24 protein-coding genes are annotated in these 23,048 nt (G+C 59.4%); 8 read left to right on the forward strand and 16 right to left on the reverse strand.

Translation table 11 applies throughout. From position 1 onward, the window contains the following. Window positions 1-33: 33 nt before the first annotated feature. Entirely contained in the window at window positions 34-1,233 is a 1,200-nt protein-coding gene (gene tyrS / locus NA645_RS19580; protein WP_256050338.1) for a tyrosine--tRNA ligase, read from the reverse strand. A gap of 182 nt (window positions 1,234-1,415) precedes the next feature. Here tyrS and NA645_RS19585 point away from each other — a divergent pair, with 182 nt between their 5' ends. Both NA645_RS19585 and NA645_RS19590 read left to right on the forward strand, forming a co-directional pair. After that, complete coding sequence (locus tag NA645_RS19585) at window positions 1,416-2,813, forward strand: peptidoglycan DD-metalloendopeptidase family protein (protein WP_256050339.1); 1,398 nt, start codon at window positions 1,416-1,418, stop codon at window positions 2,811-2,813. Beyond that, window positions 2,813-3,904, forward strand: coding sequence for an anhydro-N-acetylmuramic acid kinase (locus NA645_RS19590; RefSeq protein ID WP_256050340.1), 1,092 nt, complete (start codon window positions 2,813-2,815; stop codon window positions 3,902-3,904). The genes NA645_RS19585 and NA645_RS19590 overlap by 1 nt, the downstream gene beginning before the upstream one ends. 80 nt (window positions 3,905-3,984) lie before the next feature. Here the strand turns inward: NA645_RS19590 and erpA are convergent, their stop codons facing one another. Together erpA and argC are read right to left on the reverse strand one after the other, a co-directional pair. After that, window positions 3,985-4,335, reverse strand: a complete 351-nt coding sequence (gene erpA / locus NA645_RS19595; protein WP_122166900.1) for an iron-sulfur cluster insertion protein ErpA — start codon at window positions 4,333-4,335, stop codon at window positions 3,985-3,987. 137 nt (window positions 4,336-4,472) lie between these two features. After that, entirely contained in the window at window positions 4,473-5,507 is a 1,035-nt protein-coding gene (gene argC, locus NA645_RS19600) for an N-acetyl-gamma-glutamyl-phosphate reductase (RefSeq protein WP_256050341.1), read from the reverse strand. Window positions 5,508-5,640: 133 nt separating this feature from the next. Between argC and hemJ the strand changes: the two genes are divergently transcribed. Next, window positions 5,641-6,069: a protoporphyrinogen oxidase HemJ gene (gene hemJ / locus NA645_RS19605; RefSeq protein WP_256050342.1), complete on the forward strand. Its 429-nt coding sequence runs from the start codon at window positions 5,641-5,643 to the stop codon at window positions 6,067-6,069. 17 nt (window positions 6,070-6,086) lie between these two features. Beyond that, entirely contained in the window at window positions 6,087-7,055 is a 969-nt protein-coding gene (locus tag NA645_RS19610; protein ID WP_256050343.1) for an NAD(P)H-dependent flavin oxidoreductase, read from the forward strand. 182 nt (window positions 7,056-7,237) lie between these two features. Here NA645_RS19610 and NA645_RS19615 read toward each other — a convergent pair whose 3' ends face one another. Then, on the reverse strand, window positions 7,238-8,713 hold the full coding sequence (locus NA645_RS19615) for an AAA family ATPase (protein ID WP_256050344.1): 1,476 nt from the start codon (window positions 8,711-8,713) through the stop codon (window positions 7,238-7,240). Window positions 8,714-8,793: 80 nt separating this feature from the next. Here NA645_RS19615 and NA645_RS19620 point away from each other — a divergent pair, with 80 nt between their 5' ends. After that, window positions 8,794-9,135, forward strand: a complete 342-nt coding sequence (locus tag NA645_RS19620; RefSeq protein WP_256050345.1) for a histidine triad nucleotide-binding protein — start codon at window positions 8,794-8,796, stop codon at window positions 9,133-9,135. 63 nt (window positions 9,136-9,198) lie between these two features. Then, window positions 9,199-9,846, forward strand: a complete 648-nt coding sequence (coq7, locus tag NA645_RS19625; RefSeq protein WP_256050346.1) for a 2-polyprenyl-3-methyl-6-methoxy-1,4-benzoquinone monooxygenase — start codon at window positions 9,199-9,201, stop codon at window positions 9,844-9,846. 118 nt (window positions 9,847-9,964) lie between these two features. Here the strand turns inward: coq7 and speD are convergent, their stop codons facing one another. Continuing rightward, entirely contained in the window at window positions 9,965-10,759 is a 795-nt protein-coding gene (speD, locus tag NA645_RS19630) for an adenosylmethionine decarboxylase (protein ID WP_256050372.1), read from the reverse strand. Window positions 10,760-10,992: 233 nt separating this feature from the next. Further along, window positions 10,993-11,415, reverse strand: a complete 423-nt coding sequence (locus tag NA645_RS19635) for an OsmC family protein (RefSeq protein WP_256050347.1) — start codon at window positions 11,413-11,415, stop codon at window positions 10,993-10,995. Window positions 11,416-11,631: 216 nt separating this feature from the next. Between NA645_RS19635 and crp the strand changes: the two genes are divergently transcribed. Then, entirely contained in the window at window positions 11,632-12,276 is a 645-nt protein-coding gene (gene crp, locus NA645_RS19640) for a cAMP-activated global transcriptional regulator CRP (RefSeq protein WP_045430655.1), read from the forward strand. A gap of 53 nt (window positions 12,277-12,329) precedes the next feature. On the opposite strand, the gene trpC is transcribed toward crp, so the two are convergent. From trpC to gabT, 7 genes are all read right to left on the reverse strand, one after another. Continuing rightward, a complete protein-coding gene (gene trpC, locus NA645_RS19645) occupies window positions 12,330-13,166 on the reverse strand; it encodes an indole-3-glycerol phosphate synthase TrpC (RefSeq protein WP_256050348.1) in 837 nt (278 codons plus the stop codon). Continuing rightward, entirely contained in the window at window positions 13,163-14,209 is a 1,047-nt protein-coding gene (trpD, locus tag NA645_RS19650) for an anthranilate phosphoribosyltransferase (protein ID WP_256050349.1), read from the reverse strand. The genes trpC and trpD overlap by 4 nt, the downstream gene beginning before the upstream one ends. Next, complete coding sequence (locus tag NA645_RS19655) at window positions 14,209-14,802, reverse strand: aminodeoxychorismate/anthranilate synthase component II (RefSeq protein WP_256050350.1); 594 nt, start codon at window positions 14,800-14,802, stop codon at window positions 14,209-14,211. The genes trpD and NA645_RS19655 overlap by 1 nt, the downstream gene beginning before the upstream one ends. A 2-nt stretch (window positions 14,803-14,804) precedes the next feature. Beyond that, on the reverse strand, window positions 14,805-16,289 hold the full coding sequence (gene trpE / locus NA645_RS19660; protein WP_256050351.1) for an anthranilate synthase component I: 1,485 nt from the start codon (window positions 16,287-16,289) through the stop codon (window positions 14,805-14,807). A 188-nt stretch (window positions 16,290-16,477) separates the two neighbouring features. Next, window positions 16,478-17,179 carry a phosphoglycolate phosphatase gene (locus NA645_RS19665; protein WP_256050352.1) on the reverse strand — a complete coding sequence of 234 codons (702 nt, stop codon included), beginning with the start codon at window positions 17,177-17,179 and terminating at the stop codon, window positions 16,478-16,480. Then, entirely contained in the window at window positions 17,176-17,850 is a 675-nt protein-coding gene (gene rpe / locus NA645_RS19670) for a ribulose-phosphate 3-epimerase (protein WP_256050353.1), read from the reverse strand. The genes NA645_RS19665 and rpe overlap by 4 nt, the downstream gene beginning before the upstream one ends. A 104-nt stretch (window positions 17,851-17,954) precedes the next feature. Then, a complete protein-coding gene (gene gabT, locus NA645_RS19675; protein ID WP_256050354.1) occupies window positions 17,955-19,235 on the reverse strand; it encodes a 4-aminobutyrate--2-oxoglutarate transaminase in 1,281 nt (426 codons plus the stop codon). 248 nt (window positions 19,236-19,483) lie between these two features. On the opposite strand from gabT, the gene NA645_RS19680 reads away from it, so the two are divergent. Further along, complete coding sequence (locus NA645_RS19680; RefSeq protein ID WP_256050355.1) at window positions 19,484-20,494, forward strand: alpha/beta hydrolase family protein; 1,011 nt, start codon at window positions 19,484-19,486, stop codon at window positions 20,492-20,494. Window positions 20,495-20,503: 9 nt separating this feature from the next. Here the strand turns inward: NA645_RS19680 and NA645_RS19685 are convergent, their stop codons facing one another. The 3 genes from NA645_RS19685 to NA645_RS19695 are packed head-to-tail and all read right to left on the reverse strand — an operon-like array spanning window position 20,504 to window position 22,962. Then, the gene (locus NA645_RS19685; protein WP_256050356.1) at window positions 20,504-21,274 is read right to left on the reverse strand and encodes a DnaJ domain-containing protein; all 771 of its coding nucleotides are present in this window, start codon (window positions 21,272-21,274) and stop codon (window positions 20,504-20,506) included. Further along, entirely contained in the window at window positions 21,275-21,943 is a 669-nt protein-coding gene (murU, locus tag NA645_RS19690) for an N-acetylmuramate alpha-1-phosphate uridylyltransferase MurU (RefSeq protein WP_256050357.1), read from the reverse strand. Beyond that, window positions 21,940-22,962, reverse strand: a complete 1,023-nt coding sequence (locus tag NA645_RS19695; RefSeq protein WP_272892150.1) for an aminoglycoside phosphotransferase family protein — start codon at window positions 22,960-22,962, stop codon at window positions 21,940-21,942. Before NA645_RS19695 ends, murU begins: the two co-directional genes overlap by 4 nt. Window positions 22,963-23,048 lie beyond the last annotated feature (86 nt).

Here is a 23,048-nt window from a genome sequence, read left to right on the forward strand (position 1 = left end):
CCCAGAAATGCATGTCAACGGTGTTTTCACCCTTTACTCAGCTAGAAGCGAAACCCGCCCGAACGCTTTCTTGCCAGCCTGACAGATATGGCTGTGACCGAGCCTGAAGATAAACTCCCGATCGACGACCTCACCATCCACCCGCACACCTCCTGACGTAAGCAGGTCACGCGCCACCGCCGCATTCTTAACCAACCCCGCACGGTTCAGCACCGAGGCGATAGGCATATCTTCAGAGGAGCACAACTCGATCTCTGGGATATCCTCAGGCAGCTCGCCATCTTTCATTCTATTGCCTGCGGAACGATAAGCTGTAGCAGCAGCCTCTTCGCCGTGAAATCGAGCAACAATCTCTTCTGCCAGCTTGATCTTGATATCGCGCGGGTTGGCGCCCCGCTCCACGTCCGCCTGAAACTCTTCGATCTCACCCATATCGCGGAAACTCAACAGCTCGAAGTAACGCCACATAAGCCCATCCGGGATCGACACCAGCTTGCTATACATGACACCTGGTACCTCCTGGATCCCAACGTAGTTGCCGAGCGACTTGGACATTTTCTTTACGCCATCCAGCCCCTCAAGGAGCGGCATCGTGACTATGCATTGCGACTCTTGCCCATACGAGCGCTGCAGCTCGCGCCCCATCAAGAGATTGAATTTCTGGTCCGTGCCACCAAGCTCGACATCCGCCCGAAGCGCAACGGAGTCGTAACCCTGAACCAATGGGTAGAGAAACTCGTGAATAGCTATTGGCTGATTGGTCGAGTACCGCTTACTGAAGTCATCACGCTCCAGCATTCGGGCGACCGTATACTGTGATGCCAGACGGATAAAGTCCGACGGCGTCAGTTCATCCATCCAGCTTGAGTTGAAGGCGACCTCGGTCTTGGCCGGATCAAGAATTTTGAAGACCTGATTCTTATAGGTTTCGGCATTCTCCAAAACCTGGTCGCGCGTCAAAGGAGGGCGGGTTGCGCTTTTGCCACTAGGGTCACCAATCATTCCGGTGAAATCCCCTATAAGGAAGACCACCTGATGCCCCAACTCCTGGAATTGACGCAACTTATTAATAAGCACCGTATGACCGAGATGCAAATCCGGAGCAGTCGGGTCGAAACCAGCCTTGATCCGCAGCGGGACGCCACGCTCAAGCTTGCTGACTAACTCTGCCTCGACGAGCACTTCATCAGCGCCCCGCTTGATCATCGACAACTGCTCTTGAACCGATTGCATCGGAGGCCTCATCCAGAAAACAAAGGCGGTAAACCTTACAAGAACGCCGGGAAAATTCAACGCTCTCGAATCTTGACCAACGATCAGCGAGCCCTAACCAAGGGTTGCCTCGACAGCATTTTGATTATATTTTAGACAGATATTTTCCCTGTACAAAATATCGCCAGACACCTAGACATCTAATGACCTATTCAAAATCGAAAGCTCCTCTCTATCCGAAGAGTCATCTCTTGGCTGCGAGCGGTGTAGCTGCGCTTCTGAGCCTGGCACTCCTTGTATTTCCATCACGTGAAGTCGAAGCGAAAAAGACCTTTCTTGACCTTCGCCTCGAAACCACCTCGGAGCTGGCATCTCCGGAGGAAGAGCTTTTTCTGAATGAGTCGCTCGATACGCCCTTTGCCGTAATTGAAAAAGCCGAACTCCAAGAATCTCTGCCAGTGCAGAGCGTCAATGAGACCGAAGCTGAAGCCAAGCCTCGCGTGAAAGAGGTGGTGGTTGCCAATGGAGATACGCTATCGACCGTATTTGCGAAGGTAGGCCTCCCGCAGTCCACCGTTCAAGATGTACTGGCGAGCAGCAAGGAGGCGAAGCAGCTCGCTCGTCTCAAGGTCGGCCAGCGCCTCGAGTTCGAATTCGATGAGCAAGGCAACTTGGCTCAGCTGCGCAGCCTACTGAATAAGCTGGAAAGCGTGCAGCTGGAACGCTCCGACGCAGGCTATGTATTTAAAAAGGAACAGTTGAAGCCAGACGTCAGTACTGCTTACGCCTATGGTCGTATCGAAAGCAGCCTGTTTCTCGCCGCGAAGCATGCAGGCCTCAGTCATAACCTGACGATGGATTTAGCCAACGTGTTCGGTTACGACATTGACTTCGCGATGGACATACGCAAGGGCGATTCCTTCGAAGTCGTATACGAAGAAAAGTCAGTGGCCGGCGAGAAAGTAGGAACCGGGAATATCCTCGCGGCGCGCTTCACGAACCGAGGCAAGAGCTATACCGCAGTCCGCTACACCAACAAGCAGGGCACCAGTAGTTACTACACCGCCGACGGCCAGAGCATGCGCAAGGCGTTCATCCGTACACCGGTAGATTTTGCCCGCATCAGCTCGCGCTTTTCCAATGGCCGCAAACACCCGATTCTGAATAAGATTCGCGCCCATAAAGGCGTGGACTACGCTGCTCCGCGTGGCACTCCAATCAAGAGCGCAGGTGACGGCAAGGTACTGCTTGCAGGCCGTAAGGGTGGTTATGGTAATACCGTAGTCATTCAGCACGGCAACCGCTACCGAACTCTGTATGCCCACATGCAGGGCTTCGCCAAAGGCGTACGCAGCGGATCGTCGGTCAAGCAGGGTCAGATCATCGGATACATCGGGACGACGGGCCTATCGACCGGCCCGCACCTACATTACGAATTTCAAGTCGATGGCGTGCATGTCGATCCATTGGGCCTGAAGCTGCCCATGGCAGATCCAATTGCAAAAAACGAAAAACAGCGCTTCATGCAGTTGAGCAAGCCGCTAATGGCACGCATGGACGAAGAGCGTGCAACCATGCTGGCGATGCAGAACACACAATAATGCCGTTTTACATAGGCCTCATGTCAGGCACCAGCCTGGATGGCCTGGACTTCGCGCTGATAGAGCAGAACGACCGGACAACCTTGCTCGGTACGCACTATGAGGCAATGCCGCAGCAGCTTAAGCAGGACCTGCTCGATCTTTGCTCGCCCGGACCCAATGAGCTGGCTCGGGCGGCAATGGCTGAACAAGCGTGGGCTGAGCTCGCAAGCGGTGGAGTAAACAAGCTGCTCGGCAAGGCTCAGATGGATGCTAAAGCCATTCGAGCCATTGGAAGTCACGGGCAAACGGTCCGACACGAACCGCAACGTGGCTTTACCATCCAGATCGGGCATCCTCCTTTGCTGGCGGAGCTGACCGGCATAAGTGTCGTAGCCGATTTTCGTCGACGCGACATGGCAGCCGGCGGCCAAGGCGCCCCCTTGGTACCCGCATTCCATGAAGCCATATTCAGCGACACGACGCGAATCCGCGCAGTGCTGAATATCGGCGGGTTCAGCAACCTCAGCTTGCTCAATCCCAGCACAACAACTCATGGATTCGATTGCGGCCCGGGCAATGTGCTATTGGATGCCTGGATCCAACGCCACCAAGGGCTGGCATATGATCGAAATGGCGACTGGGCTTCCACCGGCAAAGTACACGCGCAGCTGCTTGCGAAACTGCTAGATGACAAATTCTTCGCTGCGCAGGCTCCGAAAAGCACCGGACGCGAATTGTTCAATCTGCCCTGGCTGGATACCCACCTCGCTTCATATTCGGATATGGCTGCTGCCGACGTCCAAGCTACCCTGTTGGAGCTGACGGCCCGAAGCATCCGCGATTCGCTGCTTGCCAGCCAACCGGAAACGCAGGACGTCCTGATTTGCGGTGGGGGCGCGCACAACGTCGCGCTGATGCAAAGGCTACGAGACCTGTTGCCGGCATGCCTGGTAACAAGCACCACTGATTACGGTGTAGAGCCAGACTGGATCGAAGCCATGGCATTCGCCTGGCTAGCGCACTGCTGTCTGGAAGGCGTCCCCGCCAACCGGCCAAGCGTGACGGGCGCTCGAGGAGAGCGAATATTGGGCGCAATCTACCCCGCCTGACGCTCACTGTTCATCATCCCGACGGACAAACAAAAACACCGTGCCAGGCACGGTGTTTTTTGCTTTTTAGAGAACACGCATTAGATCGAGAAGGACTGTCCGCAACCACAGGTCGTCGTGGCGTTCGGGTTCTTGATAATGAAGCGAGAGCCTTCCAAGCCTTCCTGATAGTCGACCTCGGCCCCGGCGAGATACTGGTAGCTCATCGGATCCACCACAAGACTCACGCCCTCGCGCTCGATGATGGTGTCATCTTCTGCAAGGTCTTCATCGAAGGTGAAACCATATTGAAAACCAGAGCAGCCGCCACCTGTGACGAAGACACGCAACTTCAGTCGCGGATTACCCTCTTCATCGACCAGACTCTTCACCTTACTCGCGGCACCCTGACTGAACTGAATCGCGGTGGGCGTGAAGGATTCGACACTCATTCGGTACTCCTAGCGCGGGAGCGCTCATTACTGCGTTGACGCGGCATTATCGGCTTCCCCTACAAAAATGGTCAACTATTCATCCGCAAGCAACCCGTTGAGATGCCGCGCTTGAACAGCGCGACTGACGGCATTGATCAAGGCAGCAGCGCCGCGTTGCTCAAGCCGAGCCGCTCATCCAGACCGAAGGCAATGTTCATGTTCTGCAGCGCCTGACCAGAAGCACCTTTGACCAGATTGTCGATGACCGATAACACGACAACCAAGTCGCCGCCTTGTGGGCGATGGACGGCGATGCGGCACATGTTGGCGCCGCGCACGCTACGGGTTTCAGGATGGCTACCGGCAGGCATCACGTCGACAAACGGCTCATTGGCGTAGCGCTGCTCGTAAAGAGCCTGCAGATCCACAGTGGTGTCTGCCACCGTTGCGTAGAGCGTCGCATGAATACCGCGGATCATCGGCGTGAGGTGCGGAACGAAGGTCAGCCCCACCTGCCCTTTGGCTGCGCGGCGCAAGCCCTGGGTGATTTCAGGCAGGTGGCGATGACCTTTGACTGCGTAAGCCATCATGCTTTCGCCCGCCTCGGTGAACAGAGAACCAATTTTCGCGGCGCGCCCGGCACCACTGACGCCCGATTTGCAGTCGGCGATCAGGCGCGATGCGTCTGCCAAGCCGTTTTCGAGGAGCGGCAGATAGCCGAGCTGGGTAGCGGTCGGATAACAACCGGGGACGGCGATCAACCGAGCGCCCTTGATCTGCTCTCGATTGACCTCCGGCAGACCATAGACGGCTTCGGGTAACAGCGCCGTCGCTCCATGTGGCTGGCCGTACCACTTGGTCCACTCATCGGCATCCTGTAGACGGAAGTCCGCTGACAGATCGATGACTCTGGTCCCCGCATCCAGCAATTCAGCCGCCAACGCATGAGCGACGCCATGGGGAGTTGCGAAAAAAACCACATCGCAAGAGCCGAGCGTTGCGGTATCAGGCACGCTGAAGGCCAGCTCGTCATAGTGGCCTCGCAGGTTCGGATACATGTCCGTGACCTTCACCCCTTTCTCGGAGCGAGAGGTGATCACAGCCACTTCGGCTTGGGGGTGTTGCGCCAACAGACGCAGCAGTTCAACTCCGGTGTAGCCTGTACCGCCAACGATTCCGACTTTGACCATGAGCTGCCTCGCGCACTGGATGAAAAAGAACGACGATGATAAAGGTGCCTGCGTCCAGGGCCAACCACTCAGGTGACGCGACGACAGTCATGCCACTACTATCAGACCGACTTTCATACCAAGGACTTCCTGAATGCTCTATCTATGGCTGAAAGCCCTGCACATCGTTGCGATCGTCTGCTGGTTCGCCGGGCTGTTTTATTTGCCAAGGCTGTTCGTTTATCACGCCATGAGTGAGGACGCGACCAGCCGCGAACGATTCCAAGTAATGGAGAGAAAGCTCTATCGGGGCATTATGATGCCCTCAATGATCGCTACTCTCCTGTTCGGAATAGGCATGATCGCGCTGAACCCCGCGCTGTTCAGTACCGGCGGCTGGCTGCATGCCAAAATCGCACTGGTTGTATTGCTGATTGGCTATCACCACGTCTGCGGCGCCCAGCTTAAGCGCTTCGCACGCAACGAGAACACGCGCAGTCACGTGTTCTATCGTTGGTTCAATGAGTTTCCGGTGTTGCTATTGCTGGCCATTGTGATTCTAGTGGTCGTCAAACCATTCTGAAATCGATAGGAACCGTCATGTCGCTACCAGCATTTCTTGAGGAAAGCCTGCGTCTGCCTCTAGTGGCCGCGCCCATGTTTCTGGTATCCAACCCATCGCTCGTGGCGGCCTGCTGCCGCAACGGCGTTGTGGGCAGTTTTCCAGCACTCAATCAGCGGGAGAGCAGCGGATTTCGTGATTGGTTACAGGAAATCGACGAGCATCTCTCGCCCATGCAGAAGCCTGCGCCATATGCCGTCAACCTGATCGTGCATCACAGCAACCCGCGGTTGCAGGCGGACCTTGCGATCTGCGTGGAACAGCGGGTGCCGATCGTCATCACCAGTCTCGGCGCCGTGAAGGAACTAGTGGATGCCGTACACAGCTATGGCGGTCTGGTCTTCCATGATGTCACCACGCGCCGGCATGCGGAAAAGGCCGCCAAAGCCGGTGTCGATGGCCTGATTGCGGTTGCGGCCGGTGCCGGTGGTCATGCCGGCACTTGGAGTCCTTTCGCGCTGATCGCCGAGATCCGCCAGTTCTTCGATAAAACCCTGTTACTGTCTGGCTGCCTCAGTCATGGCCACGAAATATTCGCAGCGCAGATGCTGGGCGCTGATCTCGCATATATGGGAACGCGCTTTATCGCCAGCCGCGAAAGCCAGGCCTCCGACGAATACAAGCAGATGCTGTTGCAGGCCCACGCGGCGGATATCGTTCACACCGCCGCAGTGTCAGGTGTGCCGGCGAGCTTTCTGCGCCAAAGCCTGCAGCAAGCCGGCTACGATGAGGAACGTCTGCGATCGACAGGCAAAATGGACTACGGCGAAAAGCTCAAACCGGTAAGCGATGAAGCCAAAGCATGGAAAACCGTCTGGTCCGCAGGCCAGGGCGTCGGCGAGATAAATGACCTGCCGAGCGCCGAAGATCTGATCGCACGCCTGGATCGCGAATATCAGGAAGCCCATCGCCATGCGGCACGGCTCGCCCAGCAATGGCAGCGGTAATAGCAACGCCAGTTGTTTCGCAAGGCTGGGCGCGAACAGTATTAACGCGGCTCAACGCCTCGGATTAGCGATACCGTAACGCGGGGGCCGGCAAATGAATCACTCAGCTCGCCGCCGCACCGGATGGTCGCCGAGCCCTCGCTGCGTAGCCACGCGACAAAGTGCCTGCGAGACCGACCCAATTAAGCCAATACCGTGCGCCCCGAAGCCCAACTACGCAGATCATCCAGCGCTTCAGCCATCACGACCGAAAGCGGCGACGTCGCCCGGATGCACTCCAGCATCATGGCTTGATCCGGTTCGCGGGATTGCGCCTGCCCGGTGTAAACGGCCGAAACCACCACCTGCTCGATTTCAGCACCGGAGAAACCATCGCAAGCACAGGCCAGCCTCCGCAGATCGAAACAGCTGGCATCCAGCTCGCGCCGCGCCAGATGAATGCGGAAGATTTCGGCACGAGTAGACTCATCGGGCAGATCGACAAAGAACAGCTCATCGAAGCGCCCCTTGCGCAACAGCTCCGGCGCAAGGCGATCCACCGCGTTGGCGGTCGCCACCATGAACACCGGTGCGTCACGCTCGGCCATCCAGGTAAGCAAAGTACCCAATACCCGCTGACTGACGCCGCTATCCATATCTCCAGTGGCGAGACCCTTTTCCATCTCATCCATCCACAACACGCAAGGCGCCATCTGCTCGGCCAGTTTCAGCGCCTCCCGCAGGTTACGCTCGGTCTCTCCGAAGAACTTGTTGTACAGGCAACCGAAGTCCAGGCGCAGCAAAGGCAAGCCCCAAAGCCCCGCCACCGCTTTAGCGGCCATACTCTTGCCGCCGCCCTGAACCCCGACGAGCATCACTCCGCGAGGCATATCGGACCTGTGGCCAGCAAAAAAGGCCGCCCTGCGCTCGCCCAGCCAGCGCTTAAAATTTTCCAACCCGCCAACATCGGCAAAGCGTGCTGTCTCGTACTCGAAACTGAGTACGCCATCCATGTCGAGCAGCTCGAACTTCTTACGATTGAGTTCCGGCAGATCGTCTTGAGTAATAGCTCCGTCATCACAGACCAAGCTATGCGCCAGACTGCGAGCCTCAGCGTGGCTAAGGCCTCGCAGATTCTTAACGACCTGCTGCAGCGTGCGGTTATCGGTGCGCACCCGCATGCCGCGATTGCGCTCGCTCCAACGCGTCGCCTCGTCGCGCACGATACTCAACAACTCCTCTTCGGAGGGCAGGCTCAGACTGAACCGAGCTGCATATCGCTGAACCTCCGCCGGCAGTTTGAATGCATGCGACACCAGCACCAGCGTCGGTGCTGACGGCCCCTGCGCCATGGCAATTTCTTTCAATAGTCGAACGACGCGTGGTTCATCGAGAAAGGGATGCATATCGCAGAACACATAGAGATTGCCGAGCGGATCATACTTGACGCTTTTCAATGCGACTTCCACCGAGCAGCTTTCGCCTGCATCCAGCGCCTCACCGCCGAACGCCAGATGCCTGAGCCCCTCGGTGACGGACCAGAGGTGAAGCGCAAGGCCGCGGCTGACAGCCAGCCCAGTCAGCGTTTCAAGCACCCGCCGCTCATCCCAGGATTCGATCACAACCAATCGGACCCTTGATTCAAGCACCAGCACCAGATCGCGGATGTCGTTCTTCATGCGTTACCTCCGTGTAGCGGCTGACCAGCCACAAAAGCGCCTGTTACACTGCCTAATCGTTCCCACGCTGGAGAAACGCCATGGATTGTCTGTTCTGCAAGATCGTGGCTGGGGATATCCCCGCGCACAAGCTTTATGAAGATGATCAGGTCGTCGCCTTCAACGACATCGCGCCGCAGGCGCCCGTGCACTTCCTCGTCATTCCGAAGAAGCACATCGCGACCCTCCACGACCTGAGCGAAGATGACGACAAAGCGCTCGCTGGTCATATCCTTTTCACGGCTCAGCGTCTCGCCGAAGAACAGGGCTGTCAGGAAGGCTTTCGTGTCGTGATGAACTGCAACGACCTTGGGGGCCAGACGGTCTACCACATCCATATGCATGTGCTCGGCCAGCGCCAAATGCATTGGCCGCCGGGCTGATCACGAACTCGTCCGCACCACTTCCGATCACATCAAGGCTGCTCCGAATCACTTGGAGGCGAAATGCCCAACCAACGCCAATACTCCCCTGCCGATCGTTTGCTGATGCAAGCCGATGCGGCATTGCGAACGCTGCTCCCCTTCAGCGGCCAACCCCACCGCCCTACACCTGCGGTATTGAAGAACGAGACCGAGCTGAGCGACAGCGAAGCACGTCACGTTGCCGGTCTGATGCGAATCAATCACACCGGCGAAGTCTGTGCACAGGCGCTGTACCAGGGACAGGCGTTGACCGCGCGATTACCGAGAGTGCGCGAAGCGATGGAGCGAGCCGCCGACGAGGAAATCGACCATCTGGCCTGGTGCGAACAGCGCATCCACCAACTGGGCAGCCATACCAGTGTGCTCAACCCGCTGTTTTATGGTCTGTCGTTCGGCATCGGCGCGTCTGCTGGCCTGATCAGCGACCGGATCAGCCTGGGCTTCGTTGCCGCGACAGAGGATCAAGTCTGCAAGCATCTCGACGAGCATCTGGAGCAGATCCCGGCGAGCGACGAAAAGTCCCGAGCCATTCTCGAGCAAATGCGGACGGACGAAGCGCAGCATTCGACCGCCGCTCTCGATGCCGGTGGCTTGCGCTTCCCGGCACCCATCAAATTCGGGATGAGTCTGATGGCCAAAGCCATGACCAAAAGCACCTACCGGATCTGAGCTGAAGCTGGCTCAAGCTGGGACCGCCTGTCCTCCAGCTTGGGCTTCTTCTTTAGGCTTACCGCCTCGCGACAACCTTTTCCGACCTTGCAGGCACAGCCTGCTCAGCTTATCGCTGTCAGCTCGGCATATTGCGAGCGTAGAAGATTTCCAGCATCTCGTGACGCAAACGGTCTTCCACCTGCTTGCGCTGCTCCGGCAGAAGATTGCTAGTGGCGTCACCGAACAGATAGTTCTCCAGCTCGAAGTCTTTCAGCAGCATCTTGGTGTGAAACAGATTCTCCTGATAGACGTTGACGTCGGTCATCTGATAGGCCGAGCGAGTGTCTTCGGAGAGGTAGTTCTGAATCGAGTTGATCTCGTGATCGATAAAGTGCTTTTTGCCTTCTACATCGCGGGTGAAACCGCGCACGCGATAATCGACGGTGACGATATCCGAATCGAACTGGTGAATCAGATAGTTGAGCGCCTTGAGCGGCGAGATGACGCCACAGGTGGAGACATCGATATCCACGCGGAAAGTAGCGATACCGTCGACAGGATGGATTTCGGGGTAGGTATGAACCGTAATGTGGCTCTTGTCCAAGTGCGCAAGGATGGTATCGGGCAACGGACCGGGGGATTCCTCAATCTGGCTATCAGTCGGAGTAACGGGCTGCTCCGAGATGAGGATGGTTACGCTCGCGCCCTGCGGCTCGTAATCCTGCCGCGCAATATTGAGAATATTGGCACCAATGATGTCCACGACATCGGTCAGAATCTGCGTCAACCGCTCCGCGTCATACTGTTCGTCGATGTACTGTACGTACGCCTGCTGGTCTTCCTGCGTTTCGGCATAGCAGATGTCGTAAATATTGAAGCTCAAGGACTTCGTCAGGTTGTTGAACCCGTGGAGCTTGAGTTTGCTTTTCACCATTGGTAACTCTCATTGATGCGGCTTACCGCGTGATTGAACATGCCCGTCAGATACCTTGTATCTGCGTAGGACGGTATACACCTCTGCGCATTTGCGACTGTGCTGTGCTCTAAGAAACGGCCCCGTTAAAAACGGGGCGCGCATTATGCAGAGTGATTGCTTGCGGTGCCAGTGCCGGCGAGCGTCTCGGGACAACACGCCAGCGGGCGGGCGCATCGCTGCATGACCCTTCAGCCGAGCTCGACGATCTCGTACTTGTGACTGATTTCCACACCTGCACGCCCGAGCATGATCGAGGCGGAGCAGTATTTTTCTGCCGATAGTTCCACGGCACGCTTAACCTGCGCCTCTTTCAAACCACGGCCCTTTACGACAAAACGCAGGTGGATCTTGGTAAAAACCTTCGGATCCTCATCGGCACGCTCCGCCTCGAGGAAAGCTTCGCAGCTTTCTACTGCCTGACGGGACTTCTTCAGAATGCTTACCACATCGAAGTTACTGCAGCCACCGAGCCCCAGCAGAAGCATTTCCATAGGACGAACGCCGAGATTGCGCCCGCCATTTTCCGGAGGCCCGTCCATCACCACGACATGACCACTGCCCGACTCGCCAAGAAACATCGCTTCGCCGGCCCACTGAATGCGCGCTTTCATCAATAGACTCCGATTAAAAAGAGCGAAGCTTAACATGACCAACGTCTGCGACCGGGCACACCAATCCGACGAAATGAATGCGTTGAAGTTGATATTCGTGTCGCAGTTTTGTTGTCGACACGAACCGGTCTGTTAAGCTCCCTCGGCGCTGACAACAGAACTCAGTCACACATAATAAGAATCTGCCTTCTATTGGATATCTTCCGGGACTACAGCATGGTCGCTATTACACTCACGCCCAAGATCAAGAACATCGACAAACTACTCGCACACTGTCATCGCCGTCGCTATACCGCTAAGAGCACCATCATCTATGCGGGTGATCGAAGCGAGACGCTCTTTTTCATTGTGAAAGGCTCGGTCACCATCCTGATCGAAGATGACGATGGTCGAGAAATGATCATCGCCTACCTCAACTCCGGAGACTTCTTCGGCGAGATGGGGCTATTCGAAAAGGAGGGCTCGGAGAAGGAACGTAGCGCGTGGGTACGCGCAAAGACCGAATGCGAGGTCGCCGAACTGAGCTACGCCAAGTTCCGTGAACTGACACAGCAGGATCCTGACATCCTCTACGCGCTCGGCAGTCAGATGGCCGAACGTTTGCGCAACACCACCCGCAAAGTAGGCGACCTGGCTTTCCTCGACGTCACCGGCCGCGTAGCCCGCACCCTGCTCGACCTCTGCAAACAGCCCGATGCGATGACGCATCCCGATGGCATGCAGATCAAGATCACTCGTCAGGAAATAGGCCGCATCGTCGGCTGTTCCAGGGAGATGGTCGGGCGCGTACTCAAGAGCCTGGAATCCCAAGGCCTTGTGCACGTCAAGGGCAAGACCATGGTGGTATTTGGTACTCGCTGAGCGTTGCTCACCATTAAAAAGCCGGCTTAGAGCCGGCTTTTTAATTTCTCGCGTTACTCCGGATCGCTGACCGGACGCGGACGGGAACGCCCGGGAAAGAACAAGCGTTGCAATTCTACGCCGGGCTCCTCGGCACGCATGAAGGCTTCACCCACCAGAAACGCGTACACCTCATTGATCTCCATCAGCTCTACATCGGCGCGATGCAGAATCCCGCTCTCGGTCACGACCAGACGGTCACGAGGGACACGCGGCAGCAGATCGAGGGTGGTTTCCAAGCTGAGTTCGAAGGTATGTAGGTTACGGTTGTTGATCCCGAGCAAGGGCGTCTCGAGGCGCAAGGCCCGATCCAGCTCCGCTCCGTCATGCACCTCGACCAACACATCAAGCCCTTGAGCCTTTGCCGCATCAGCCAGTTCACCCATCTGCGCGTCTTCCAGCGCCGCGACGATCAGCAAAATGCAATCGGCCCCCAGCGCCCGCGCCTCGACCACTTGATAAGGATCGACCATGAAGTCCTTGCGGATCACCGGTAGCGTGCATGCAGCGCGGGCCTGCTTGAGATACTCATCGGCGCCCTGAAAGAAATCGATGTCGGTCAGCACCGACAGGCAGGTCGCACCGCCAGCCTCGTAACTCCTGGCAATATCTGCGGGTACGAAGTCCTCGCGCAGCACGCCTTTGCTTGGCGAGGCTTTCTTTACTTCGGCGATGACTGCCGGCTGCTTATTACGAGCCTGCTCCTGCAAGCTCCGGGCGAAACCACGAACGGGGTCTGCCGCAGCCGCCAGCCGCTCGAGCTCCTCCAGACCGACACGGGCTCGGCGCTCGGCCACTTCCTCATGCTTGCGAGTGATGATCTTTTCTAGAACTGTCGGCACACCGCTCATTGCGATTTCTCCTGCCTGAATATCGCGCTAAAGGACACCAGTTCTTCCAACCGGTCCCGTGCCAGACCGGTGTGCAGTGCGTCATGCGCCAATTCGACGCCCTCTTTCAGCGTGCCTGCGACATCGGCCGCGTAAAGCGCGGCGCCGGCATTCAGCACGATCATGTCGGCGGCCTTCTGTCCGTTTTCGGTTTTGCGCCGGCCCAGCGCATCCCGGATCAACGTCAGCGAACCCTGAGCATCGTCGACGTTCAGGCCGATCAGGCTCTGGCTCTTGATACCGAAATCTTCCGGCTGAATGCGGTATTCGGTGATCTCACCATTTTTCAGCTCGGCGACATGAGTCGGCGCCGCCAGGCTTATTTCATCCAGACCGTCCTGTGCGTGTACGACCAGTACATGCTTGCTGCCCAGACGCGCCAGCACCTCGGCCATCGGCCGGCAGAGTTCCTTGCTGAACACACCGAGCACCTGATGCTTCACGCCAGCCGGGTTGGACATCGGCCCGAGGATATTGAACAGCGTGCGCAACCCCAGTTCGCGGCGGGGCGCGGCGGCAAACTTCATCGCACCGTGATGCGCCGGCGCGAACATGAAGCCAACCCCTACGGTATCCACACTGCGCGAGACTTGCTCCGGCGTCAGGTCCAGATAAACGCCGGCCGCCTCGAGCAGATCGGCGCTGCCGCTCTTGCCCGACACCGCGCGGTTTCCATGCTTGGCCACTTTGCCGCCAGCGGCTGCAACTACGAAAGCTGCGGCGGTCGAGACGTTGAAGATATTCATCCCGTCGCCGCCGGTGCCACAGGTATCCACCAGACGATGGGTATCGAAATGCACCGGTTCGGCGAGCTCGCGCATCACCTGCACGGCACCGACGATCTCGTCGATGGTTTCACTCTTCATGCGCATCCCCATGAGGAACGCGCCGATCTGCGCATCGGTGCACTGGCCGGTCATAATCTGGCGCATGACGGCTTTCATTTCTTCAGTGCTGAGATCCAGCTGGCCAACGATGCGACTCAGGGCTTCCTTGATATCCATCAGCGCACGCCTCCGGTCTGCTTCAGAAAATTGGCGAACAGTTCGTGGCCCTGCTCGGTCAGGATGGACTCAGGATGGAACTGCACGCCTTCGACGTTCAGCGTCTTATGCCGCAGCCCCATGATCTCATCGATACCGCTGTCCTCGTTCTGGGTCCAGGCCGTGATTTCCAGACAATCGGGAAGCGTGTCGCGCTTGACTACCAGCGAGTGGTAACGGGTGACCGTCAGCGGATTGTTCAGCTCGGCGAATACTCCAGCGTTTTTATGGAAGACCGGACTGGTCTTGCCATGCATCACCTGGCGGGCACGCACCACGTCGCCACCGAACGCCTGACCGATACTCTGATGGCCGAGGCAAACGCCGAGAATCGGCAGCTTGCCGGCGAAATGGCGAATCAATTCCAGTGAAACGCCCGCCTCGTTCGGTGTGCAAGGGCCGGGCGAGACGACGATTCGCTCGGGGTGCAGGGCTTCGATTTCGGCCACGCTCAATTCATCGTTGCGCACCACTTTGACGTCGGCGCCAAGCTCGCCGAGGTATTGCACGACGTTGTAGGTAAAGGAATCGTAGTTATCCAGCATCAACAGCATGATCAGTTCTCCTGCTGGTCGCGTTCGGCCAGGGCCACCGCGCGGAACATGGCGCGGCGTTTGTTGAGCGTTTCTTCCCATTCCAGTGCCGGCTGCGAATCGGCGACGATGCCGGCGCCTGCCTGCACGTGCAGCTCGCCGTCCTTGATCACCGCGGTGCGGATCGCGATGGCGGTGTCCATGTTGCCGTTCCAGGCAAGATAGCCGACTGCGCCGCCGTAAACGCCGCGCTTGACCGGCTCCAGTTCGTCGATAATTTCCATGGCGCGGATCTTCGGCGCACCGGACAGCGTACCGGCGGGCAGGATTGCCCGCAGCGCATCCATTGCCGTCAGCGGTGCTTTGAGCTGACCGGTGACGTTGGAGACTATATGCATGACATTTGAGTAGCGTTCGATGACCATCTTCTCGGTCAGCCGCACCGAGCCGTTCTCGGCGACGCGGCCCACGTCGTTGCGACCCAAGTCGATCAGCATTAAGTGTTCGGCTAGCTCCTTGGCGTCGCTGAGCAGATCCTGCTCCAGCGCAAGATCAGCCTCTTCGTTAGCCCCGCGCGGACGGGTACCGGCGATCGGCCGGACGGTGACCAGCCCTTCCTCGACACGCACCAGCACTTCCGGCGACGAGCCCACCACGTGGAAATCGCCAAAGTTGAAGAAGTACATATAGGGCGTCGGGTTGAAGCAACGCAGCGCGCGGTAGAGATCGATCGGCGCGGCCTTGAACGGAATCGACATGCGCTGGGAGATCACCACCTGCATGCAGTCGCCCGCGAGAATGTAGTCCTTGATGCGATTGACCGCCTGCTCGTAATCGTCGCGGGTGAAGCTGGAGCGGAACGTTGGCTCGGCGCCACCACTCTTTTCGAAATCCAGGCCCAGGCGTGGCGTGATCGGCTGACGCAGCTTTTCGCGCAGCGCTTGCAGCTGCGCCTGCCCAGCCTCATAGGCCTGCGGTTGCGCCGGATCGACCAGCACGATGCAATGCAGCTTGCCGGCGAGGTTGTCGAACACCACCACCGCGTCGGACACCATCAGCAGGATATCCGGCGTGCCTAGCGGATCGGGATTCGGTCCCTTGGCCAGCTTGCGCTCCACATAGCGCACACTGTCATAGCCGAAATAACCCACCAGTCCGCCATTGAATCGCGGCAAGCCCTCGACGGGCGCCACGCGATAACGCTGCTGGAAGGATTCGACGAACGCCAGCGGGTCTTCCACTTCACAGCTTTCGATCTCGACGCCATCGGTGGTAACGCTGATGCGATGATCCTGCACCCGCAACACCGTGCGGCACGGCAGGCCGATGATCGAGTAACGCCCCCACTTCTCCCCGCCCTGCACGGATTCGAGCAGGTAGGAATTGGGCGCGTCGGCGAGCTTGAGATAGAGCGTCAGCGGCGTGTCGAAATCGGCGATGGTTTCGAACGACAGAGGGATGCGGTTGTGGCCTTCGGCGGCCAAACGCAGGAATTCTTCGCGGGTCATGTCAGCCTCGTGGTCGGAGGAGCTACTGGTCGAATCGTGCAAACGTACCGGGCGTGCCGGCAGGAAACGTCAGGCGCGCCAGCGCCAACGGGCCAGGGCCTTGATGACATTCATCCATTGTTTGCGGGTGACCACCACGATCTGATCTCGTCTGCGGGATTTTCGGGATCTACGGAATAGAGGCCACACTAGCGCAGCCCCGAAGCCGAAGCAACCAGCTCACGCAGGCCGTCGAGCACCAGCGCCGGCTGTTCGTTGGCGATAGGTTCGCCGTGGTTGTAACCGTAGCTGAGCGCGACGCAACGGACCTTCGCAGCCCTGGCAGCCCTGACATCGTTGCGCGAATCACCAACGAACAGCGATTGTTCGGCGTTCACATCCGCCTTGTCCATGACCCACAACAGCGCCGCCGGGTCGGGTTTCTGCTGAGGCAGCGTGTCGCCGCCGATCAGCCATTGAAAATAGCCAGCGAGGCCCTTCTCTTCCAACAGCGGTTCGATGAATTGCGCTGGCTTATTGGTAATGATCGCCAGCTTCACATCACGCTCACGCAGCCAGTCCAGGCATTCAAGTACGCCAGGATAGACAGTGGTCAGCTCATGCCCACCGGCGTAAGCCTGCATGAACAGCGCCAGCGCCTCGTCGGCCAGCTCATCGGCGACGCCATCATGTTCCAACTGGCCCGCCAAAGCGCGGCGCACCAGCACCCGCGAGCCGTTGCCGACCCAATCGCGCACCCGAGCCATGCCAGCGGGCTCGCGCCCCAACAGCATGAGCATCTTGTCCACCGCGGCGGCCAGGTCCGGTACTGAATCCATCAGCGTGCCGTCCAGATCGAACATCACCAGGCGCGGCAGTTGCCCCTCGAAGAGCTGTTCCAGGCGGGTCATGGGCGGGCCAGCGCCAGTTCGGCGCGCATCTGGTCGATCACCGCCTTGTAGTCCGGCTGATTGAAGATCGCCGAGCCGGCAACGAAGGTATCGGCGCCCGCCGCGGCGACTTCGCGGATGTTCTTTGGGTTCACGCCGCCATCGATCTCCAGCCGGATCTCTCGGCCGCTGGCATCGATCAGCGCGCGTGCTTCGCGCAGTTTGTCGAGGGTGTTAGGAATGAACTTCTGCCCCCCGAAACCGGGGTTGACGCTCATCAGCAGAACCATGTCGACCTTGTCCATGACGTACTTGAGCACGTCTAGCGGCGTCGCCGGGTTGAATACCAGGCCGGCCTTGGCGCCGCCATCCTTGATCAGCTGCAGCGAGCGATCGATGTGTTCAGAGGCTTCCGGGTGGAAGGTGATGTAGCTGGCGCCGGCTTCGAGGAAGTCGCCAATCATGCGATCCACCGGCTTGACCATTAGATGCACGTCGATAGGCGCAGTAACGCCGTGCTTGCGCAGCGCCGAGCAGACCATCGGGCCGATGGTCAGGTTGGGCACGTAGTGGTTGTCCATCACATCGAAATGGACGATGTCCGCGCCGGCGGCGAGCACGTTGTCCACTTCCTCACCCAGACGGGCGAAGTTGGCGGAAAGAATGGAGGGGGCGATGGCGAACGGCTGCATGACGACCTCGAGTAGCACGGCGGAATGCCGCGCATTGTACCCGAGGGGCCGGCATTGCGGCGCGCCTGGCAGCCCTTGCGGGGGCCGGCGCGCCGCAGGGTGGCTCAGGTCAACTCGTCGAAGCACTCACTGATGATCGCCAGACCGCGTTCGAGCACGTCGTCCTCGACCGTCAGCGGCACCAGCACGCGCAGCACGTTGTAATAGGTACCGCAGGACAGCAGGATCAGCCCCTTCTCCCGCGCTCGCGCGACGATTTGCGAAGTCAGCGCCGCCGCAGGGCGCGTATGATCGCCGTCCTCGAACAGCTCGACGGCTACCATCGCGCCCAATCCACGCACTTCACCGATTTCCTTATGCCGCGCCTGGATGGTTTCGAGGCCAGCGGTGAGTTTTTCTGCCACCACCTTGCAGCGTTCGAGCAGTTTTTCTTCGTCGAATATCTCCAGCACCGCCAGCGCCGCCGCGCAGGACAGCGGATTGCCCGCGTAGGTGCCGCCCAGGCCGCCCGGCGCGATGGCGTCCATCAGCTCGGCCTTGCCACACACACCGGCAATCGGGAAGCCGCCGCCGACGGACTTGGCGAAAGTGGTCAGGTCCGCGGCCACACCCATCTGCTCCATAGCGAAGAAGGTGCCGGTACGGCCCGCGCCAGTCTGCACTTCATCGGCGATCAGCAAGATACCGTGCTGATCGCACAGCGCACGCAGGCGGATCATGAAGCCCTTCGGCGCGACGTTGAATCCGCCCTCGCCCTGCACCGGCTCGATGATGATGGCGGCGATGTCGCGTGGTTCGGCGTCGTTCTTGAAGATGCGCTCGATGCTGGCGATCGACTCGTCGACCCCGACACCATGGATCGAACAGGGATACAGCGCGCGGAAGATCCCACCCGGCATCAACCCCATGCCCGCCGAGTACGGCGCGACCTTACCGGTCAGGCCTAGGGTCATCATGGTGCGGCCGTGATAGGCGCCGGTAAAAGCGATCACCCCGGCGCGTCCGGTGGCAGCACGGGCGATCTTCACCGCGTTCTCCACCGCTTCGGAGCCGGTGGTCACCAGCAGGGTCTTCTTGGCGAAATCGCCCGGCACCCGTGCGTTGATCTTCTCGCACAGCTCGACGTAGGGCTCATACGCCAGCACCTGGAAGCAGGTATGGGTCAGTTTGTGGAGTTGTTCCTCCACCGCCTTGATGATCTTCGGGTGCAGGTGGCCAGTATTCAGCACAGCGATGCCGCCGGCGAAGTCGATGAATTCGCGACCTTCGACATCGACCACGCTGCTGTTTTTCGCATGGTCGGCGAAGATCGGATGGATCTGACCGACGCCACGGGGAACGGCGGCGACACGGCGCTGCATCAGGGATTCGTTGGTCTTGCTCATAAGCTCCTCAGTAGCCACTCATCGTCGGATCGGGTCGAAATGAACGCAGGGAAACGAGCGCGGCAGCATACGATGATCGACTGTCGAGCCTTTATAGCGTTCGGATTACAGTAGAACGCCGTGCATTATTTTGCACGACCAATTTTCAGTCTGCCTTCCGTTAGACTGGCGACTCTGGAGTCACAGGCACCGCAAACGGCGCCGCCCAGCTCCATCACAGACTCGGCAGGTCAACACCAGGAGTATCAATGCCTCGTTATCGTGACTCTCTGCGCTTGCTTGCTCTCCTGTCAGTGACCGCGACTGCACTGTCGGTTAGCGCGGATGAGCCAGCCACCCAAGAAGTGGCGCCTGCTCCTGCGCCAATAGAGCGTCCGCCGCTGCCCTCACGCAGTGACACCATAGCCGCTGACCTGCTGCGCCAGCTGCCTAGCGCCGAGTTCGTCAACCTGACGGCAGGCTCCGATAATTTCGTCGCACTGTGGCGACCTGCCAATGTCGGCGAAGCCAAAGGGGTAATCGTTCTGCTGCCGGGAGAAGGCGAAAGCGCAGACTGGCCGCGCGGCATTGGCCCGCTGCGCCGCGGCCTGCCCGATTACGGCTGGCATACCCTGAGTCTCAGCCTGCCGGATTCGCTCAACCCTATCCCGGCCGCCGTCCCGGACGAATCGACAGAGCCACTGGTCGAACAGACCGAAGCCGACGCAGAACCGCCCGTAGAAGACGAGCCACCCAGCGAAGCAGGTTATCTGCCCGAGGAAGCCGCAGCCACGCCGGATAAACAGCCGATCGAGCTCACCGAAGCGGATGAGCCCATCGAGCCAGCAGTTGCGCAACCAAACCAGGCCGAGCAGATTGCTGAACGTATCGAAGCGGCACTCGCCTTCGCCCGCAGCAAGCAACCAGCGGCCATTGTGCTGCTCGGTCAGGGCACCGGCAGCTATTGGGCCGCGCGTTATCTGCAGCAACTGGCGCCGGTCGATGTCAGGCATCTGTTGATGATCCAGCCACGCCAACCCGACGGGCAGGACGAGCCGCTCGAGCGATTGATCGCGACGCTCAAGCTGGCGACCGGCGACATCTATTACAGGACCAGCGTCAGCCAGCGCGCCGCGGCCCGCGAGCGGCTCAACGCCAGCCGTCGAAATAGCCATCCGGCTTATATACAGGTGGGGTTGCAGCCGTTGAACGGCGATCTCGAAACCGGACAGGAGCAGCTGCTGCGGCGAGTTCGTGGCTGGCTGGGCAAGCAGCCTTGAATTGAGGCGTTAACGAAAACCGCGACGCTCGCGGATTAGGGTGTAGGCGTTGTGCAGTTCGCGGGTTCGCTCAGTCGCCTCGCGAACCTGCTGTGCAGTGGCACCCGCTCCGGCCTGCTTGTCCGGGTGGTGCTTGCTGAGCAACCGGCGATAGGCGCGCTTGATCGCCTGGGGTTCGCTGTCGGCGCGCACGCCCAGCAACCGCATGGCCTGCTCATAGGCGCCGCCCAGGTTAGTTGGCGCGCCCTGGCGCCGACCACCACTGGGGTCCAGCGCCGCGATGGCCGCCGAATCCCAGCCCATCCACTTACCCCAGAGCATGATCAATTCATGCTCGCGCGCATCGATCGGCCCCTGTGCGCGCGCCATCCGCCAGCAAGCCTGGAGCACCGCCTTGGCCGCGTCATGCTGCCCCTGCAGGCGCTGCAGTGGTTCGCGCAAGCCGTCGCCGCTGGACTTGCCCCGGTAGAACGCATCGATGGCTGAACGCTGGGCCGCGGGGCTCAGCTGCAGCCGCTGCATCTCCCGGCGCGCGGCCTGAATGTGCGCCTCACTGATCCGACCGCCGCTCTTGGCCAGGCGCCCGAGGAGGAAAAACAGCAATTCCTCGCCGTGCATCAGCGCCTTGTTACCAGTCATGCGATCGCGCAGCCTGACCCAGGAATTCAACCCGAACCGGCGATCGAGCACCTGCCCAAGCAGCGCACCAAGCAGAGCCCCCGGAATGCTCGCGATCAACCAACCGGCCAGCGCACCCAACAGCGTAATGGGCCAGAACATTCAGCGTCGCGCCTCCAGGATTCGCTCGACTTCAGCCAGGCGCTCATGGGTGCCGACATCGACCCAGCGACCGGCGTAATGCTCTCCGCTGACCTGGCCAGCCGCCATGGCCCGGCGCAGCAGCGGCGCCAGTTTGAACGCCCCGGCGGTGCAATCGGCGAACAACCGCGGATGCAGCACGGCAATGCCGCTATAGGTAAGCTTGGCTGACGCATCACCTTCCACGATGTTTCCCCCAACCAGCGCAAAGTCACCTGCCAGATGATGCGCTGGGTTATCCACCAGTACCAGATGCGCAAGCCGCTCCGACGGTAACGCCAGCGCAGCGAAATCGTAGTCGGTCCAGATATCGCCGTTGACCACGGCAAACGGCTGATCGCCCAGCAGCGCCAACGCACGATGAATGCCGCCGCCCGTTTCGAGCGGCTCGCCCTCGGCCGAATAGCTAATGGACACGCCGAACCGATTGCCGGTGCCCAGGTACGCCTCGATCTGCTCACCGAGCCAGGCGTGATTGATCACCAACTCGGTGAAACCGGCCTTGGCCAGAGCCCGAACGTGGTACTCAATCAGCGGCGTGCCACCTGCGCGCACTAACGGTTTGGGCGTATGCAGTGTCAGCGGGCGCAAGCGCTCGCCTTTACCCGCCGCGAGTATCATCGCTTTCATGGTTGCACCTGCGAGGGCGGCAGGCCTTGCAGCAATGCGCTCAGCTCTGCCAGTTCAGGCCGGCGCGCCGCTACCGTTTCGATATACGCGAAGAACCGCGGCACGTCGGCCAGATAGCGCGGTTTGCCGTCGCGGTGGCAGATCCGCGCAAAGATGCCGATGACCTTTAAATGTCGCTGCAATCCCATCAGGTCGCTGGCGCGCTGAAATGCCTCGAAATCAGCCTGAACCGGGACGCCAGCGCTACGCGCCGCCTCCCAATAACTGCGCAGCCAACCTTGAACACGCGCCTCAGGCCAACTGAGGAAGGCATCCTTGAACAGCGAGGTGATGTCATAGGTCACTGGACCGACGACCGCATCCTGAAAATCCAGCACGCCCGGGTTCGGTTCGCTGAGCATCAGGTTGCGCGGCATGTAATCGCGATGCACCAGCACGCGCGGCTGCTCCAGTGCCGAGTCGATCAGCAACCGACAGAGGCGCTCCCACACGTCTAACTCAGTTGTGCTGAAACGATGGCCCAGGTGGCGCTGCACGTACCATTCGGGGAACAGCTGAAGCTCGCGGCGCAGCAGTGCCTCGTCATAGTTTGGCAAGGGCGTCGTTATCGGAGATGTTTGAAAGGCGAGCAGCGCTCGCATCGCGTCGGCGAACAGTTCATCGGCATTGGCTTCGTCGATGACGTCGAGGTAGGTCTTGCGCCCCAGGTCGCTCAGCAGCAGAAAGCCCCGGTCCAGATCCTGTGCCAGAATTTCGGGCACGTGGACTCCCGCGCTGGACAGCAAAGCCGCCACCGAGACGAAAGGCCTGCAGTTTTCCTGAGGCGGCGGGGCATCCATCAGGATAAAGCTGCGCCCTTGCGCCTCCCAGCGAAAGTAGCGACGAAAACTGGCATCGCTGCTGGCCGGAACCAATGGCGCCTCAGGCACGCTGCCCCAGCCACGACGGGCGAAAAGCTCGGTCAATCGAGGCTGTAGCCATGCGCTAAGGTCCTGCAGGCGTTGATCTTGTTGCAGCATATCAGTGCTCTCCACGGCGCTAGCCGATAGGCGGGTCATGCTTTATTATCCAGCATCTTTTTCAGCCCATCGAGAGGCGTGCGGCC

This window comes from Stutzerimonas stutzeri, assembly GCF_024448955.1.
In the GTDB taxonomy this organism is placed as follows: Bacteria; Pseudomonadota; Gammaproteobacteria; order Pseudomonadales; family Pseudomonadaceae; genus Stutzerimonas; species Stutzerimonas stutzeri_AQ.